The following is a 15,419-nucleotide window of genomic DNA, read 5'->3' as shown; positions in this document are numbered from 1 at the left end:
GAGAGAGCCTATGTATAAAATGATTGCGATTGATCTTGACGGCACACTGCTCACTGATGAGCTGACCATTTCACCCGATACCGCGACAGCCATCCAAAAAGCGATCCGTATGGGAACCGTGGTAACGATTGCGACGGGAAGAATGTTTTCATCCGCAAAACTGATCGCTGAGCAGTTGGGGATCCATGCACCGCTGATCACCTATCAAGGCGCCATGATCAGAGTCGCAGGCGAAGCGGAGGCATTGTATGAACGCCCGGTCTCTCCTGACATTGCAGAAAAACTGATTATGATCGCCCGTGAAAAAAACATCCACCTGCAAGTCTACCAGGACGACATTCTATACGGTGATGCAAAAACGGATAAGCTGATTGCCTATGCTGAAGCTGTTCAAGTTCCGTATACTGTAGAACCGGACCTGATCGGACTGGCTAAAAAAGGATTTACGAAATTGCTCTTTATCGACGAGCCGGACGTTTTGGCTCCCCTGCAACAGGAATTGCAGGTGTTATTCGGAGAGTCCGCCTATATCGCCAAATCAAAAAGAACTTACCTGGAAGTGACCCATCCCGAAGCCAATAAAGGAAGCGCCCTTTTGTTTCTGGCCAACGAGCTTGGGATCGATCGGTCAGAAATCATCGGCATCGGCGATAACCACAACGACTCCGAACTTTTGAAGGCCGCCGGTTTCGGCATCGCTATGGGAAATGCAGTACAGGAAGTGAAGGAACTAGCTGATTACACCTCTCTCACAAACAACGACGAAGGGGTGCTTCATGCCATCGATAAGTTTATTTTAGATCCGGCAAATGTCGCTGCAACTCAGGAAGGAAGAGAAGAACATGCCCAACTTGGGAGAAAAAAGCTTTAACTGTGAAAAGGAACTGACCCTTTCGATCATCGGCGGAAAGTGGAAGATGCTGATCCTGTGGCATTTAGGCAAAGAAGGAACAAAACGGTTCGGCGAACTGAAGAACCTGATGCCGGGCATCACCCAGCGCATGCTTGTCACTCAATTGCGCGAGCTCGAAGAACATTTGATTGTGCACCGGGAGATCTATCCGGTCGTTCCCCCGAAAGTGGAATATTCCCTGACTGACCAAGGAAGAACCCTAATTCCGATTCTTGACTCGATGTACGAATGGGGCAAGGATTATATGGAGCATAATTTGGATACGAAAGTCGAAAGCAGCTAATACTTATGAATAGAGCAAAGCGGATTGCATTAATATGCAATCCGCCCAGACTGTAGACAAAGTTNCTTGACTCGATGTACGAATGGGGCAAGGATTATATGGAGCATAATTTGGATACGAAAGTCGAAAGCAGCTAATACTTATGAATAGAGCAAAGCGGATTGCATTAATATGCAATCCGCCCAGACTGTAGACAAAGTTTGACCAAAATGTATAGCGGTGCATAATCCCCAAGCGGTCCGGCCACTTCGCTTTCCGTGGGCTCAGCTTCAGCCTCCTCGTTACTGGAAAACCCATGCTTCTGCGGGGTCTTCAGCTTTCATCGCTGCGCTGCTCCCACAGGAGTCTTCTTGGCCAGCCCGCTTGGTGGGTGTTGCTTTAATCAAAGAAAGAAGCTCCTAGTCAGTTTCAGAAAAAATAATCTCACAAAACCTAGTAAATTCTTCACTCAAGGATCCGGAGCGCAAGGCGGCGACTCCTGCGGGAACAGTGGAGTGCCGAAATCCACTCGGGCGCCAGTCCGAGTTAGTTCGGCGCGAGCCCGCGGAAAGCGTCCGCCTGAAGCGCAGGATCCATTATAAACATGATGAAATGTAGATTCATTCTTTAAATAACATCAATATTCTTTCGTCTACAAGCTCAGCGGATTGCATTAACATGCAATCCGCCTTGTTTATTTGAGTTTCAGTAGGAACAATACCGAAAGAGTTAGTGGAGTTCCCTTGACCTGAGAACGTTATCATACTTTATGCTGAAAGTGTAAAGCAGCTTTTGATGATTTTCAGCAGTTTCAAGAAGCCTTTTGTGAGTGTAACCCGTTTCGGGGCATGATCACATGGTCCTTCTTGTGTAAGCTGTCGATCGGTCAGGCTGCTTTTTTCCGATTTCATCACCGGGTGACTTTAAACAGTCATTCTTTCGATCAAGTGAACGGAAACTTCTTTATGTGACACCGTATCCGCCAAGGTCTGTCCGAAAAGAAGCTGCCCGATGGAATTCAACGGAATCCCGATGGTGGTAATATTCATGGCTTTGGCGATCGGGTGGTTATCAAATCCGATAATCGCCAAATCATCCGGAATGGCGATACCGTACTTGGAACTGGCGATCACGATGCCAGCCGCCACTTGATCGCTCGTCGCAAGCAGAGCCGTCGGGCGCCGCTGCAGACGCGAAAACCGGTCTAATATGCGCTCCCCATCTTCCAGGTAAAGGCAATCCTTAACCATGTACTCTTCATGATAAGGCAGCCTTTTCAACTCCAGAAAATCCCGGTAAGCCTGTTCCCTTTGTCTGCTGTTTGTTCCGTCGGATCGATTGATGGAGAATCCGATCTCCCGGTGCCCCTTCTCATACAAATAATTTAACGCATCCATAAAACATGCGTAATGATCGACATAGGTGTAACTCAACGGTGTATTCCCGCCGTTTTCGAATAATACGATCATTCCGTATTGGCGATAGCGCTCTATCGTATCCAGTGAAACTTTTCTCGAACAAATGATGAGACTGTCGATTTGCTTGAGCTTCAACATCTCTAATGCTTCCATTTCCTGGCCTTCATGATAACCGGTCTGATAAAGGACCAGTTTATAGTGATGACTTGCAGCCGCCAGTGAGATGCCTTGGATCAATTGCGAAAAATACGGATGATCCACTATCGGCAAAACGATGCCCACCAGGTTGGTTTTGCCTTTTTTCAAATTGATGGCATTGATATTTTGGATATATCCAGTTTCTTCGATGGCTCTTTTGACAGCCTCCACTTTTTCCTTCTTCACATATGGATGGTTATTCAACACACGTGAAACAGTGGCGACAGATACGCCCGCTATTCTGGCAACGTCTCGGATACTTGCCACTCCATCGCCTCCTTATTTCCGGTTCCCTTATTTATTAAAATGAATGCCATGCTCGATATAAGGGACAGCTGCTTTAATGTATTCCTCCGGAGAGACTTGGCTATTTCTAGTCCATTCCACTGACGCTCCGTAGATTCCCCAGCTCAGCATAACAGCCACTGTTTTAAGGGCTCTCTCTTCCTTATCCCCATTTGTCCGCACCAATATGTTATGGAACAGGACTTCGAGCTGTTCCCTTATGATCCGCGCGATGGTATCTTCATATCCCCGGTGGCACCGGTTGGACAGGGACTTCTGAAAACTGGTGACCGCTTCGAAGATTTTAGCGAATGTTTCTTCCGTGAGTTCGTCGTTCCGGTAATTTTCCACATCCAAATTAATCAATAAAACTTCCGATAAGGCCTTCTCCAACAGATCGTAGATATCTTCGAAATGGTAGTAGAACGTCGCCCGGTTAATCATGGCTTCAGCCGTTATGTCTTTTACCGTAATGTCCTTAAATTCTTTTCCTTCCGAAAGTGCGATGAAGGAATCCATGATCAATTTGCGGGTCCGGATCACACGGGGATCCGTCTTTGTTTCTGCCATTTCGCCGTCACTCCTTTTCCGACAATCTCCTGAATGTGTTGCATAAGCGACACATCCCCGGAACTATTGGTGTTGATTGTTTTCATTATGGCTTAAGATCGAATTGTAAAGCAAATAAGCTACCCAAAAACGCTCAGCCAGAGCCAGTTTAAAAAGAGGAGGAACTAGAATGAAAAACAAGATGATGTGTGATATCGAAACAGGCATATGTGGAGTTGCGGAAGAAGAGGAAACAGGGCTGATTGATTTCAATAAACCCAAGAAATCGGTTACGCTTTATTATGTAACAGACCCAATCTGCTCCCATTGCTGGGCTATTGAACCGGTGCTTCGCCGTTTCACAGAGCAATATGGTGAGCATTTCAACTTCCAGACCGTAATGGGCGGGTTGCTGGAAAAATGGCATGACGGCCCCATCGATCCGGCAAACGGCATTTACAAGCCAGCCGACGTCGCCGGTCATTGGAGAGAAGTCGGCGATCATTCAAGAATGCCGATCGACGGGACATTGATGATCGACAATCCGGTACAGTCGTCTTATCCCCCTTCACGAGTCTTTAAAGTGATTCAGGAAAACCACAACGACACCAGAGCCAATGAATACCTGCGCCGTGCAAGAGAAGCGCTCTTCGCATTCAACCAAAACATTTCAGAACCGTCTGTTATGATCGAGATCGTCAACAACATGGGACTCGACGGTGAAGCCATCGTCAAACAAGCCGACCTGCCAGCCGGACAACAAGCGTTGAACGAGGACTTCGCTCTCGCCAGAAGTCTGGGTGCCAGAGGCTTTCCATCCATCATTATGGTCAATGAAGAAAACAAAGGCATAAAACTTGTCGGCGGCCGCCCATTCGAATCCTATGTGGATGGCTTGAAGCAAGTGCTGAATCAGGACGAACTGCAAGCAAAGCCTCAACCCGCGCTTTCGCAGTTGTTGGAAAAAGAACAATTGCTTTTTTCCAAGGAAATCGAAGTCATGTACGATGTGGAGCTGACAGAAGTGAACTCGTTTATTGAAAAGGAACTTTCACCAGGTTATTATCAAGCAAATGAAATTTTAGGCGAAGCCTATTTCACATTGATTAAAAAATGAGGAGGAAACAAGATGGCGTATATCCTACAAGTGGATTTTGAGATGAATGGCCCTTTCGGAGACGAGATGGCTAAGGCATTTTCCGAACTGGCAACAAGCATCAACAATGAAAAGGGCTTTATCTGGAAAATCTGGACCGAAAGCCCGGAAACCAAAGAAGCCGGCGGAATTTACCTTTTCGAGACAAAAGGCGCGGCGGAAAAATATGTGAAGATGCACACTGAACGGTTAGCGGGCTTTGGCATATCACCGGTACATGCAAAGATTTTCGAAGTCAATTCTGCATTGACGGAAATCAATAAAGGTCCGGTCAAGCAGTAAAAGAACCACACCAAATTAAAAAGGGCAGGAGACGCTGATTGATCCAATCGCGTCTCCTGCCCTTTTCATTTAGAAACTCTATTTTCCATTCCATTTATCTTCGAAAACCAGGTTTTCCAACGAACGCCTTTTTTCCCATCCCGCTGTTTCCAGAATTGGCTCGTCGGGATAATCTTCGGTATAGCCAAGCGAAAGTAAGGCGATCGGGTCGATATGCGGCGGGATGTCCAGAATATCCCGGACATCATTTTTCTTGTAGAAGCTTACCCATCCCATCGCCAATCCTTCTGCACAGGCAACCAACCACATATTTTGAATGGCGCAGGCAGTTGATAACGCATCTGTTTCGGGGATGGAATTGCGTCCCAGGACATGTGAGCCGCCGCGTGTAGGATCACATGTCACACAAATCGTCACCGGCGCTTGTTTCAACCCTTCAACTTTCAGATCAAGGAATTTGTTTTCCTTCTCCCCTTCATAATGGATGGCCAGTGCCCGCCGCTCCTTGTCTGCGGCCCAAGCCAATTTTTCTTTTGTTTCGGGCGAAGACACTAAGATGAAGTTCCATGGCTGCATAAACCCTACAGACGGCGCATGGTGAGCCGCATCCAGGATATTGGCGATCAGCTCCTCCGGAATGGCTGTCGGCAAAAAGGTTCGAATATCTCTTCTATTGTAAATCGCTTTATATACGCCTTCTTTTTCTTCTCTCGTAAACATCGATTCATCCTTTCAGCATCTCGTCATCACTTGTTGTCACTGGAATGAATATCCTATGGTTCCGTTACATCAAATTTCAAGGCCCACTTCAGAAAAGGTGGCCATCTCTCTCATCATGTTACAGGCTGCTTCTACGAGCGGGAATGCTAAAGCGGCGCCCGATCCTTCACCCAAACACATATCCATGTGCAGCAGCGGTCTGATGCCCAGCAGTTCACTGGCTCTTTTGCCGCCCGGTTCGGCACTTGCATGTGAAGGGATCAAGTAATCTTTCACTTTCGGCTCAATCGCAACAGCGAGCAGCGCCGCAATCGTGGAAATATAGCCGTCCAGCACAACCGGCACACGGTTGGCTGCCGCACCGATCATGACACCTGCCATTCCTCCGATTTCCAGGCCGCCGATTTTGGCAAGGACATCAATCGCATCGCGCTTATCCGGATTGTTGACCTCAATCGCCGTCTTGATGACCCTCACTTTATGTGAAATTCCGCCATTGCCGACCCCTGCCCCGTTGCCGGTAATCTCCTCAGGTGGAATGTCCCCCAGAACAGACAGAATCGCCGTGCTCGGTGTCGTATTGCCGATGCCCATTTCGCCGGTTCCCAGGATGCGGGCGCCTCCTCTGATTTCGGCTTCAGCAATTTCTATTCCCACTTCGAGCGACCCGATTGCTTCTTCTATGGTCATTGCAGGCCCTGTCGCGATATTGCCTGCGCCTTGCTTAATCTTCCGGTCAATCACTCCGGCATCACTTGGAAAGTCCCCTTTTACCCCGATATCCACGGTGACGATTTTCGCACCGGTCGGCTTCGCCAATACACCGACTCCGGTTATGCCTTTTGCGATGAACATCGTCTGTGCAAACGTCACCTCTTGTGGGTTCGAAGAAACCCCTTCCTCGTACACGCCATGATCGGCAGCCATCACCACAATCGCCTTTTGATCCACCACAGGATACAGTTCTCCATATATTCCCGCCAGTTGTACAGCCAGGTCTTCCAGTCTTCCCAGACTATGCGGCGGCTTGATGAGACTGTCCACCCGACTCTGTGCCATGTCCATCATTTCCAGATCCAAGCCCTCAATACGTCCAATCGTTTGCTTCAATAAATCCATCTTTTTCTTCTCCCTTCTATACTAAAAAGAAAAAGCCTTCAGTTTATTTGCGCGAACAAATAAACTAAAGACTTTTCCATGGTCTATAAGCAGAAAGTAAGCAGGCAGGTCTCCTGGCTCCGGATCGTCATTTCACAGGCCTTCCCAGACAAAAGTCCAGTGGCTATTTCCATAAAACTCCCCGTTACAGTGGCGGGACCGCTGAAGATTTTCACTTCATTCCCTATTCTCCCCGAAGGGCACCTCTTACTGATATTATATTTATCTTTCATCAAGCTTACACTGGATAATCTTGGGCAGTCAAGCTCCAAAAAGGAAGTTTTAGAACAGCAATAGGAGCTGGACTTTGTAAACAAAGAAAAAGAACTCCGAATGGGGACATCGTTTAAAATGTCTGCCATTCAGGGTTCAGTTCACTCTCCCCTTAAAGCAGCTGCCACTTCTTTTTGGATATCAGTAGCTTATTGCATATACAAATCAGGTTCCGGCGTCAGCCTTTGAATCAACAGGAAAAAAAGATAAAATAAATATACACTGAGCTTTTCAAGGAGGTAGGTCACAATACTATGATGAATGACATTATCACACCGGATTATTTGATGTTTGTACTGGCATTGTTTTTTATCATCGGTGTCTTTACGACGAAATTCTCTTCACGTTTTGGCGTTCCGGCCCTTATTCTCTTCATCGCCATCGGCATGCTTGCCGGCAGTGACGGATTTGGACTCCTCTATTTCGATAACCCCTCTTATGCCCAATTCATCGGTATTTTCGCTTTAGTGGTCATTCTTTTTGAAGGTGGACTTTCAACGAAATGGACGACCATTAAACCTGTAGTGTTTCCGTCACTGGTTCTGGCGACTGTCGGCGTTTTGATCACCACGTTCATAGTGGCAATTGCCGCAACCTTTATTTTGGACGTGACATGGCTGGAAGGGCTTCTTTTCGGCGCCATCGTCGGTTCCACAGATGCAGCCGCAGTTTTCGCTGCCCTAAAAGGCCAAAATATCAAAAATCGGCTGGCGGCGACGTTGGAAGCCGAATCCGGTACGAATGACCCGATGGCCATGTTCCTGACTTTAGCGCTTATCCAATTGATTGTGTCGGACGAGCAGGGCATCTTGAGTATCGTCGGTGTATTTTTCCTGCAAATGGGCCTTGGCCTCTTGTTCGGACTTTTATTGGGCCGCTTCGCTTCTTGGGCAATCAACAAAATCAACCTGGATTCAGGCGGACTTTATCCCATCCTTGCCATGGGATTCGCCATCTTGACCTACAGCGTGGCTGCCAATTTGAACGGCAGCGGACTACTCGCGGTATATGTAGCTGCCCTGGTCATCGGCAACAGCGATCTGACTTTCCGCCATACCATCTTTCACTTCAATGAAGGTTTCGCCTGGATGATGCAGTTGCTGATGTTCGTGATTCTTGGCTTACTGGTCTTTCCGAGTCAGCTCTTCACGTTTGAAATCATCATAAATGGCTTCCTGTTGTCATTCATCCTGATCCTGGTGGCACGCCCTCTTGCCGTGTTTGTTTCCACACTTGGATTTGATTATTCCTGGCAGGAAAAAACGCTCATTTCCTGGGCCGGACTTAGAGGGGCTGTCCCAATCGTGCTGGCAACATTCCCCATGATTGCGGGATTGGAAAATGCCCAGCTATTCTTTAATGTTGTCTTTTTCGTCGTCCTCACTTCAGCCCTTATCCAAGGCGCCACTATTTCTCCTTTTGCCGAGAAGCTGGGGCTCACAGGTCCGAAGAAAGTGGCGCCGATCCACACACTCGAGCTTGTATCCATCGGCAAAGCGAATGCCGAAATCGTGGAATATACCGTCAGCGAGGAAACGCCGATTTTAGGAAAAAGCCTGGCGGAGATTGATTTTCCTCCGGAGGTTCTGATCAACGCCATCATCCGTGATGAAGAACTGGTCACTCCTTATGGTGAAACGACCATCCAAACAAACGATGTCCTGTATATCCTGGTGTCTAAAAACAGGAAAAAAGAGCTCAAAAAGACATTAGGGGAAAATGGAATTTCCGATAACAACTAATGGCCATCAGGAAAGGGATGGCAGGGATTATGTTTTCAATCCCATAAATCTTTTGACGCAAAAACCTCCCAACCTTCATCGGATTGGGAGGTTTTTGCTGTTTTGTCGAAAGGCTTCTCGTCCCTGCGAATCGCTCATGCGTAGGAGTGCAGACCCGCAATGACCAAATTGACGAAAATTTGATTGAAAATAATCGTACCGAAGCCGATAATTGCCAGCCAGGCAGTTTTCTCTCCAGTCCACTCACGACCAATCCGCAGATGGAGGAAGGCTGCATAAAAAAGAAACGTAATTAAAGCCCATACTTCTTTCGGATCCCAGCCCCAGAAACGGCTCCAGGCAATCTGCGCCCAAATCATGGCAAAGAACAAGCCGCCAAGCGCAAATAATGGGAAACCGATGACCACTGAACGGTAAGAGATTTCATCCATCAGCGTCAAATTGACTTTGTTGGTGAACGGCTGCAGCAGCTGCGCGATTTTCTTCCGCGTGATCAGACGAATCAGTCCATACAAGACAGAACCGATCAGGAAAGACCAGAGAACCGAGTTGAGTTTTGCCGCTTCGATGCTGTTCGGAATTTCCAGCAGGCCGCCATAATGATTTGCCGGTTCGTAGCTTCCAGCCTTTCCAGTGACGGGCTTTGCATCAATCGGCACGACCATGGCCGGCATAGTGTAGTCATAAACCTGGATTTCACTTTGCTGATTTTCGAATTGGTAGCTTGCGCTGTAATCGGTAATCCGGAAAGCGGATGTTACAAGGATAAAACCGACAACGACCACCAGGAAATACAGGACCAGCTCCAAAAAGAACGAACTTTTTCCTTTTCGAGTGGTATCCACGTGCTTCAGTAAATAAATCAGCCCTGTGACAAACGATACCGACAATACTGCACTGGCAGTGGCGACTGTCATAACATGGATTGTAAGCCAATGGCTTTGAAGCGCCGGAATCAGCGGCGACACTTCATTGGCGAACATGCTGGCATAGGCGATGATCAGAATGGCAATCGGAAGCAAAAACAAGCCGACGACCGGCTGGCGGTAAAGGTAGTAAAACACCAGAAAGCTGCCGATCAGCATGATGCCGAAGAACGTCAGAAATTCATTGAGATTGCTGACGGGTGCATGGCCGGAAGCTGTCCAGCGAAGGATGAAATAGCTCAGCTACGCCAAAAAACCGATAACGGTCATGATCAAAGCAATTTTCGCCGCAACTTGCTTACGGGATTTTACTGCAACTCCGAATGGAATAATGGCAATCAATAAAATGATGAAAGAAAAAAATAATGCCGAACTGCTTAACGAAATTAGGGATTCTACAGACATAGGTATACTCCTTTTAAAAGAATAATGGTATTATTGAAACTATTATTCCAATAATACCATTATTTACTAAGTAAAATCCTAGTCCTTTTTGTGTCATCTTGCTTCTGCGGATTGCATAAGCAGAAGGACGAAAATATTCATTCCATTAAAATTATGGAGGCATAAGCTATGATAAGTTTTATGAAGGATTTGATCGGCGCTATTACAGATATTTTGAGATGGGTCTGTTACTTCCTGGCTGGAGCAGTGGTAGTGACTGTTTTTATGTACATCCTCAAGTGGAGCATTGAATGGATACTTGTCCCTCTTTTAACCTAAGGAAAAGTATAAAAGAAAACCCGTAGATTTGAACCGAGTCCCATTTCAAAATAGATTAATTTAAAAATAATATAAGCCCAACAACTAATACCTACTTAAACACCTGGTCTATCTCATCTCTGTCGTAATCCAATATCCAGGCATTGTGCGTTTTGTACATATGGCGTATGTCTTCCGGAGAAGCCGCCACCAGATCACAGCCTCTGTCATCATACACATGGAAAATGGTTTTCTGTTTAAGGCTGATGAAGAAAACATCATGATAGATAGCCGGCTCGTATCCCATGTCATTATTACAGATGGCTTTCAGTAAAGGCATATATCTGAGATCCGATACTTTGCACTTCAGGACAAACCTATGGGTCTTGTAATTCCCATCTTCATCGTCCTCCGGGATGATATAAGGAAGCGTCATATGTTCTAATTTGTTCAAAACAGATTGATGTCTTATATACCTGGAGAAGATATTCAATTTGCGTCTCAAGCTTCTGTTATCCCCAAAATCATTTACGTTTACTACCACAAAAATTTCGTCCTCTGGAAGATGCAAGGAATCGAACAGCGTAATGGCCCTTCGGTAAACGCCTTTAAGATAAGGACTGTTCTGAGAACAATCATCCCGCCTATAATCCACTCCTAACTCGAAGCGAATACCGATGTTCTAGTTATAAAATAAAGGAGGATTGAGTTCTAAATCCGGAAAGTTCTTTTTCATAAAGTCGATAAATTCCACTTGTCCACCTCATTCTTTTCATTAAACAACCGAAGCTGCCCTCTTCTGCTTGTGGCATCTTTCGCATGTGTACACATACATGGCGGGCACTTCGTTGTCCCGGTTACCTCGTTTGTATTTATGCAGACCGACCCGGCATAAAAAGCTGCTTTCCTTATTACTGCCAATCAATGAAAAAATCAGACCGATCATCCCACCGGCAATCAATAGATAAGGCGCATTGTAAAGATTAAATGTCTCATCCACTTCCGCGAGCAGGACAACCACCCCGATCAAAATAGCAAACGAAGAAATGACCTTCAGTTTCCCCCACATACTATTCCTCCTTTTGTCTTTGGGTTAGTTAAGCCCAATCCCAACAAACTTATCGAATTTCAGCTTCTCTATTCCACATACCCTAATCCTTCTCCTTATATGAATGGTTCTTCTATAGAGATTTGATCCCTAAAAACAAAAGAGAATTACCTCCAAAATTTGGAAACCTTTCGCGAAATCACACGTATAACAAGTCAACACGATTTCGGAAAGAGTAGAGGATGGGAGGGGTTCACCATGAGGAAGTTGTTTTTACTAGCTTTAGCGGCATTATTATTGGCCGGCTGTTCATTTGAAGTGCAGGATGCAGATCCGGATCAAGAAGACGGATTCACAATCGACCTCAAAGACAACAAGGATGGCAAAGAAGAAGACGAAGAATAGGAAGCAGAGAGGGACATTTCCCTCTCTGCTTTTTCATGACGCATGACATTTTACTCGCCAAGAATCTTAAGACTTATCTTTTTCGAAACAGTCTTCACAGATAAACTGTCCTTCGTTCTTCAAATAAGCTTTCACTTCAGTAAAGCCTTTTCGTTTCGGATAGCGCATCTTGATGAATACGACTTCGTTTCCTTCGATTTCCTTGTTGCATATGGAACATTTCGGCTCTTCATTGAACATTGTCATCGCCTCCTGTGTCTGTTCTGGAAAATCACTTCATTTACTTCAAGTGGATTTTGCTATCGTTTTTTCTTAACCGATTGAACGCGATGCTTGAAACAAGTGTAGTTATAATCAGCACAAAGGGTATCTGTGTTAAAAACTGGCCGTTTGCAGCTAATGGATTCTTATACATATAAATACTGATTCCGATGCACACAAGAGCCGAAGAAATCCCCAAAATCAGCAATAAGGATTTTAAAATTTTCTTATCCAAGCTCCATCACCTCGACATTTTCTTTTTCACTAATGAAAAAATGAAAACTACCGCTATAAAAAACAGTAAAGTATAAATTATGTCTCCTATATTAAGCAAATTGCATCCTCCTTCCATCCGCTCCTATTCCAGCTTCTCCAGATGGTTCTATGTAGTCTTCTAAAAAACGTAATGATATAAAACGAAAGCTACCGTTCCGACTAAAATCGGAAGCCACAGCCACTCAAACAGTTTATTTTCAAGTTCTTTTTCTTTTCCAGCCTTCTCGAAAAAATAGTTGCTCCAAACTAATAGAAGAGAAATGATCAGCAATGTGAAAATAGTGAGTGAGCCGGTTAAATGCAATAAGAAAATAATAAAAGACCAAAGTACATACCGTGTCGTCGTATGAGCAAAAAGCGCCAAGATGAAAACCCCCTTCTCTTAACTACGGATTAGTTAGGATGAAGTTGCACTTATGCTTTAATTTTTCTGATTTTCACGTTTGAGCAATGGATTACAATAGTCGTCCGGGAAAACAAAAGAATCTCATGCTGGAGTTTCTTTTTGCTTAATGGAAGAAGTTCATCATAGCCCCATTCATCAAGACCCCGCCTGCCGCCAAACACGATTTTATGCGGAGCGTCTTCGAATACATTTCGGGTGATGTCATAGTCCATGAAGAACTTTCGGACATGCGTCCATTGAATTTCATAAGTTCCTCCGCTATAGTGCTCGATCACCATTTTTATAGCCGTCGGATCTTTCACCTCTTCGTTCTCCTGATTCAATATATTGATCGATACGACCTTGCCGTCATGAAATGAATTATTCTTTAAGAAAGTTGCTGTCTCTTGATTAAACCTGTCTAAAAGCTTTTCTTTTTGCTCTTCGTAACCATCCAAATCCCAGTGGTCTTCGTTTATCAGGTATTTCATCGGTATCTTCCTTTCATTTCCCCATTAAAAAATTATACTAAAAATATCCATAAATAGTTTTTTGTTTCCGCATTTATATGCTGATAAAGGTTTAACGACGTAATACTTTCTTGCAAATGCCATTACGGAAGGTTTTTATATTTAATATATGGCCAAATAAACTATTGAATTTTAATGATTTTTGGTAGCACATTTCAAAATCGGGTTCTAGCCCTTACGGCAGCAAGGGTTTCTTGCAAATGCCAAATCACTCTCGCGCCATGCACACTGGATAGAAGCGTTTTTATTTTTATTTAGTTGTTCCAAATCATTTCAGACCTCTCATTTGCAGGCTCTTTTTGGAAGAAATTGTGTCCGAATTTCCATAATCATTCCAAATATCGCTTGAATAGTATTGAGTTCTTAGAAGAGTTTTTGTATAGTTGCAAAGTGACTCAACGGCTTTTGGAGAAAGCCGGCAAGTCAAAATTACATATAGATAGAAGGAAATCGATTTATGAAATCTCATGTACAAGTAAAAAAACCGAAAACGATGGCAGCTATTCTGATGCTTGGCTCGTTTATCGGGTTATTTGGGGAAACGGCATTGAATATGGCGTTGACCAATATTATGGAAGACTTCGCCATCAGCGCCGGCAAAGCGCAATGGCTGACGACAGGCTATTTACTGGTGCTAGCTATTTTGGTTCCCTTATCCGCCTATCTGGTCCGTTGGTTTTCAACCCGGCAATTGGTGGTCGCGGCATTGCTCATTTCTTCCCTGGGTGCCATGCTTGCGGCACTTTCGCCAAGTTTCTCTGTACTGCTGATCGGCCGCTTAGTCCAAGCTGTCGGCACAGGAATTTTCCTGCCGCTCATGTTCAGTGTGGTCCTGCTGATTTTCCCGATCCAAAAACGCGGATCGGTGATGGGGATTGTCGGCCTGGTCATTACAGCGGGTCCGGCGTTAGGTCCAACATTCAGCGGATTGATCATCAGTGCCAGCAGCTGGCATTATATCTTCTGGGTCATGGTCGTCTTGAATCTCGTGCTGATGATCGGCGCCTTGAGCATGGAAAACGTCTCGGATATATCCAAGCCCCAAATTGATATCGGCTCGTTGCTGCTTTCCACCATCGCTTTCGGGGGCATCATCTACTCCTTATCGACATTGGCCGAAACGCCGTTCACAGAGCCGAATGTATGGGCTCCGCTCGTAGTTGGTGCAGCCGCATTGGGACTGTTCATCATCCGTCAGTTGAAGATGCCGCAGCCGATGGTCGACCTGCGTGTGTTCAAGTACCCGATGTTCGCACTCGGCACCTTGCTGATGTTCCTTACCCTTTTCGTCATTCTGTCCGTGGCGATCCTGATTCCCATCTACTTGAAGAGTGTCCTGGCTTATACATCGATTGCCGCCGGCTTATTGATGTTCCCAGCCAATCTATTGAATATCATCATGGCACCGATTGTCGGTTCCAATTTTGACCGGGTGGGCGCCCGCATCTTTACACGTCTCGGGTTTTCCTTCATCACAGTGGGAGCCATCGTCTTCCTTGTGATCCTTTCGTCCACGACACCGGTTTGGCAAGTCATCGCCGCTCTTTGTGTGCTGTTCTTAGGGATTTCGATGACCATCATGCCTGCACAGACCCATGCGATGAATCAGCTGCCGGCGAAACTGTACGCAGACGGTTCGGCCGCTATGAATACCCTGACACAGGTTGCAGGGGCTGCCGGTACGGCGATTGCCATCACCTTGTTCACAGCCGGGCAAAACAGCTATATTGCTGAATTCGGAGCCGCCAATCCTGCAGAGTTTTTGGCATCCGGCACCCATACCGCGTTTTATGCAGTATTAACGGCTGCGGCCATTGGGTTGATCGGTTCCTTGTTCATCAGAAACAACCGTACTGTAGCTGAATAAAGTAAAACACACCAGTCCGTTAACAGGGCTGGTGTGTTTTTAGATTTTATTGTATTCGCAGCA

The 15,419-nt window shown here is 45.7% G+C and carries 17 protein-coding genes, 1 pseudogene and 1 riboswitch; of the genes and pseudogenes, 8 read left to right on the top strand and 10 right to left on the bottom strand.

All coding sequences use genetic code 11. The features are described 5' to 3' along the window. Positions 1–10 precede the first annotated feature (10 nt). Together K8U60_RS07580 and K8U60_RS07575 are read left to right on the top strand one after the other, a co-directional pair. A complete protein-coding gene (locus tag K8U60_RS07580; RefSeq protein WP_223636613.1) occupies positions 11–871 on the top strand; it encodes a Cof-type HAD-IIB family hydrolase in 861 nt (286 codons plus the stop codon). After that, positions 843–1,196, top strand: coding sequence for a winged helix-turn-helix transcriptional regulator (locus K8U60_RS07575; protein WP_223636611.1), 354 nt, complete (start codon positions 843–845; stop codon positions 1,194–1,196). The genes K8U60_RS07580 and K8U60_RS07575 overlap by 29 nt, the downstream gene beginning before the upstream one ends. A gap of 902 nt (positions 1,197–2,098) precedes the next feature. Here the strand turns inward: K8U60_RS07575 and K8U60_RS07570 are convergent. Both K8U60_RS07570 and K8U60_RS07565 read right to left on the bottom strand, forming a co-directional pair. Further along, positions 2,099–3,058: a LacI family DNA-binding transcriptional regulator gene (locus K8U60_RS07570; protein ID WP_223636609.1), complete on the bottom strand. Its 960-nt coding sequence runs from the start codon at positions 3,056–3,058 to the stop codon at positions 2,099–2,101. Between the two features lie 27 nt (positions 3,059–3,085). Beyond that, entirely contained in the window at positions 3,086–3,646 is a 561-nt protein-coding gene (locus K8U60_RS07565) for a TetR/AcrR family transcriptional regulator (RefSeq protein ID WP_223636606.1), read from the bottom strand. Between the two features lie 169 nt (positions 3,647–3,815). Here K8U60_RS07565 and K8U60_RS07560 point away from each other — a divergent pair, with 169 nt between their 5' ends. Both K8U60_RS07560 and K8U60_RS07555 read left to right on the top strand, forming a co-directional pair. Continuing rightward, the gene (locus tag K8U60_RS07560; protein WP_223636603.1) at positions 3,816–4,742 is read left to right on the top strand and encodes a DsbA family protein; all 927 of its coding nucleotides are present in this window, start codon (positions 3,816–3,818) and stop codon (positions 4,740–4,742) included. A gap of 12 nt (positions 4,743–4,754) precedes the next feature. Next, positions 4,755–5,063, top strand: a complete 309-nt coding sequence (locus K8U60_RS07555; protein WP_223636600.1) for a monooxygenase — start codon at positions 4,755–4,757, stop codon at positions 5,061–5,063. A 78-nt stretch (positions 5,064–5,141) separates the two neighbouring features. Here K8U60_RS07555 and bluB read toward each other — a convergent pair whose 3' ends face one another. Then, positions 5,142–5,783 carry a 5,6-dimethylbenzimidazole synthase gene (gene bluB / locus K8U60_RS07550; RefSeq protein WP_223636597.1) on the bottom strand — a complete coding sequence of 214 codons (642 nt, stop codon included), beginning with the start codon at positions 5,781–5,783 and terminating at the stop codon, positions 5,142–5,144. A 69-nt stretch (positions 5,784–5,852) separates the two neighbouring features. Further along, on the bottom strand, positions 5,853–6,902 hold the full coding sequence (gene cobT, locus K8U60_RS07545) for a nicotinate-nucleotide--dimethylbenzimidazole phosphoribosyltransferase (protein WP_223636594.1): 1,050 nt from the start codon (positions 6,900–6,902) through the stop codon (positions 5,853–5,855). A gap of 86 nt (positions 6,903–6,988) precedes the next feature. Then, positions 6,989–7,163: riboswitch (cobalamin riboswitch) on the bottom strand. A gap of 305 nt (positions 7,164–7,468) precedes the next feature. On the opposite strand from cobT, the gene K8U60_RS07540 reads away from it, so the two are divergent. Continuing rightward, positions 7,469–8,956 (top strand): potassium/proton antiporter, encoded by a 1,488-nt coding sequence (locus K8U60_RS07540; RefSeq protein WP_223636591.1) that lies wholly within the window; start codon positions 7,469–7,471, stop codon positions 8,954–8,956. Positions 8,957–9,090: 134 nt separating this feature from the next. Here the strand turns inward: K8U60_RS07540 and ccsB are convergent. Beyond that, positions 9,091–10,287: pseudogene (gene ccsB, locus K8U60_RS07535) on the bottom strand (c-type cytochrome biogenesis protein CcsB). A 168-nt stretch (positions 10,288–10,455) separates the two neighbouring features. On the opposite strand from ccsB, the gene K8U60_RS07530 reads away from it, so the two are divergent. After that, positions 10,456–10,605 carry a hypothetical protein gene (locus tag K8U60_RS07530; RefSeq protein WP_223636588.1) on the top strand — a complete coding sequence of 50 codons (150 nt, stop codon included), beginning with the start codon at positions 10,456–10,458 and terminating at the stop codon, positions 10,603–10,605. A 91-nt stretch (positions 10,606–10,696) separates the two neighbouring features. Here the strand turns inward: K8U60_RS07530 and K8U60_RS07525 are convergent, their stop codons facing one another. Both K8U60_RS07525 and K8U60_RS07520 read right to left on the bottom strand, forming a co-directional pair. Beyond that, positions 10,697–11,263: a DUF3885 domain-containing protein gene (locus K8U60_RS07525; RefSeq protein WP_223636829.1), complete on the bottom strand. Its 567-nt coding sequence runs from the start codon at positions 11,261–11,263 to the stop codon at positions 10,697–10,699. Positions 11,264–11,359: 96 nt separating this feature from the next. Further along, positions 11,360–11,653 (bottom strand): hypothetical protein, encoded by a 294-nt coding sequence (locus K8U60_RS07520; RefSeq protein WP_223636585.1) that lies wholly within the window; start codon positions 11,651–11,653, stop codon positions 11,360–11,362. A gap of 237 nt (positions 11,654–11,890) precedes the next feature. Here K8U60_RS07520 and K8U60_RS07515 point away from each other — a divergent pair, with 237 nt between their 5' ends. Beyond that, a complete protein-coding gene (locus K8U60_RS07515; protein ID WP_223636582.1) occupies positions 11,891–12,037 on the top strand; it encodes a lipoprotein in 147 nt (48 codons plus the stop codon). Positions 12,038–12,103: 66 nt separating this feature from the next. On the opposite strand, the gene K8U60_RS07510 is transcribed toward K8U60_RS07515, so the two are convergent. The 3 genes from K8U60_RS07510 to K8U60_RS07500 all read right to left on the bottom strand — a co-directional run bounded on the left by K8U60_RS07510 (position 12,104) and on the right by K8U60_RS07500 (position 13,450). Beyond that, positions 12,104–12,277, bottom strand: a complete 174-nt coding sequence (locus K8U60_RS07510) for a Fe3+ hydroxamate ABC transporter substrate-binding protein (RefSeq protein ID WP_223636579.1) — start codon at positions 12,275–12,277, stop codon at positions 12,104–12,106. A 40-nt stretch (positions 12,278–12,317) separates the two neighbouring features. Beyond that, positions 12,318–12,533: a hypothetical protein gene (locus tag K8U60_RS07505; protein ID WP_223636576.1), complete on the bottom strand. Its 216-nt coding sequence runs from the start codon at positions 12,531–12,533 to the stop codon at positions 12,318–12,320. 455 nt (positions 12,534–12,988) lie between these two features. Then, entirely contained in the window at positions 12,989–13,450 is a 462-nt protein-coding gene (locus K8U60_RS07500) for a hypothetical protein (RefSeq protein ID WP_223636573.1), read from the bottom strand. Between the two features lie 496 nt (positions 13,451–13,946). On the opposite strand from K8U60_RS07500, the gene K8U60_RS07495 reads away from it, so the two are divergent. Beyond that, positions 13,947–15,356 carry a DHA2 family efflux MFS transporter permease subunit gene (locus tag K8U60_RS07495; RefSeq protein WP_223636571.1) on the top strand — a complete coding sequence of 470 codons (1,410 nt, stop codon included), beginning with the start codon at positions 13,947–13,949 and terminating at the stop codon, positions 15,354–15,356. Positions 15,357–15,419 lie beyond the last annotated feature (63 nt).

The sequence above is a fragment of the Planococcus circulans genome (genome assembly GCF_020023385.1).
Lineage (GTDB): Bacteria > Bacillota > Bacilli > Bacillales_A > Planococcaceae > Planococcus.
The sequence above is the reverse complement of the archived record's forward strand: the minus strand, read 5'-3'. Positions and strand labels throughout refer to the sequence as shown.

Coding starts and splice junctions, on each gene's coding strand:
- K8U60_RS07580 (WP_223636613.1), top strand. CDS start 11: ATGTATAAAATGATTGCGATTGATCTTGACGGCACACTGCTCACTGAT.
- K8U60_RS07575 (WP_223636611.1), top strand. CDS start 843: ATGCCCAACTTGGGAGAAAAAAGCTTTAACTGTGAAAAGGAACTGACC.
- K8U60_RS07565 (WP_223636606.1), bottom strand. CDS start 3,646: ATGGCAGAAACAAAGACGGATCCCCGTGTGATCCGGACCCGCAAATTG.
- K8U60_RS07560 (WP_223636603.1), top strand. CDS start 3,816: ATGAAAAACAAGATGATGTGTGATATCGAAACAGGCATATGTGGAGTT.
- K8U60_RS07555 (WP_223636600.1), top strand. CDS start 4,755: ATGGCGTATATCCTACAAGTGGATTTTGAGATGAATGGCCCTTTCGGA.
- bluB (WP_223636597.1), bottom strand. CDS start 5,783: ATGTTTACGAGAGAAGAAAAAGAAGGCGTATATAAAGCGATTTACAAT.
- cobT (WP_223636594.1), bottom strand. CDS start 6,902: ATGGATTTATTGAAGCAAACGATTGGACGTATTGAGGGCTTGGATCTG.
- K8U60_RS07540 (WP_223636591.1), top strand. CDS start 7,469: ATGATGAATGACATTATCACACCGGATTATTTGATGTTTGTACTGGCA.
- K8U60_RS07530 (WP_223636588.1), top strand. CDS start 10,456: ATGATAAGTTTTATGAAGGATTTGATCGGCGCTATTACAGATATTTTG.
- K8U60_RS07520 (WP_223636585.1), bottom strand. CDS start 11,653: ATGTGGGGGAAACTGAAGGTCATTTCTTCGTTTGCTATTTTGATCGGG.
- K8U60_RS07515 (WP_223636582.1), top strand. CDS start 11,891: ATGAGGAAGTTGTTTTTACTAGCTTTAGCGGCATTATTATTGGCCGGC.
- K8U60_RS07510 (WP_223636579.1), bottom strand. CDS start 12,277: ATGTTCAATGAAGAGCCGAAATGTTCCATATGCAACAAGGAAATCGAA.
- K8U60_RS07500 (WP_223636573.1), bottom strand. CDS start 13,450: ATGAAATACCTGATAAACGAAGACCACTGGGATTTGGATGGTTACGAA.
- K8U60_RS07495 (WP_223636571.1), top strand. CDS start 13,947: ATGAAATCTCATGTACAAGTAAAAAAACCGAAAACGATGGCAGCTATT.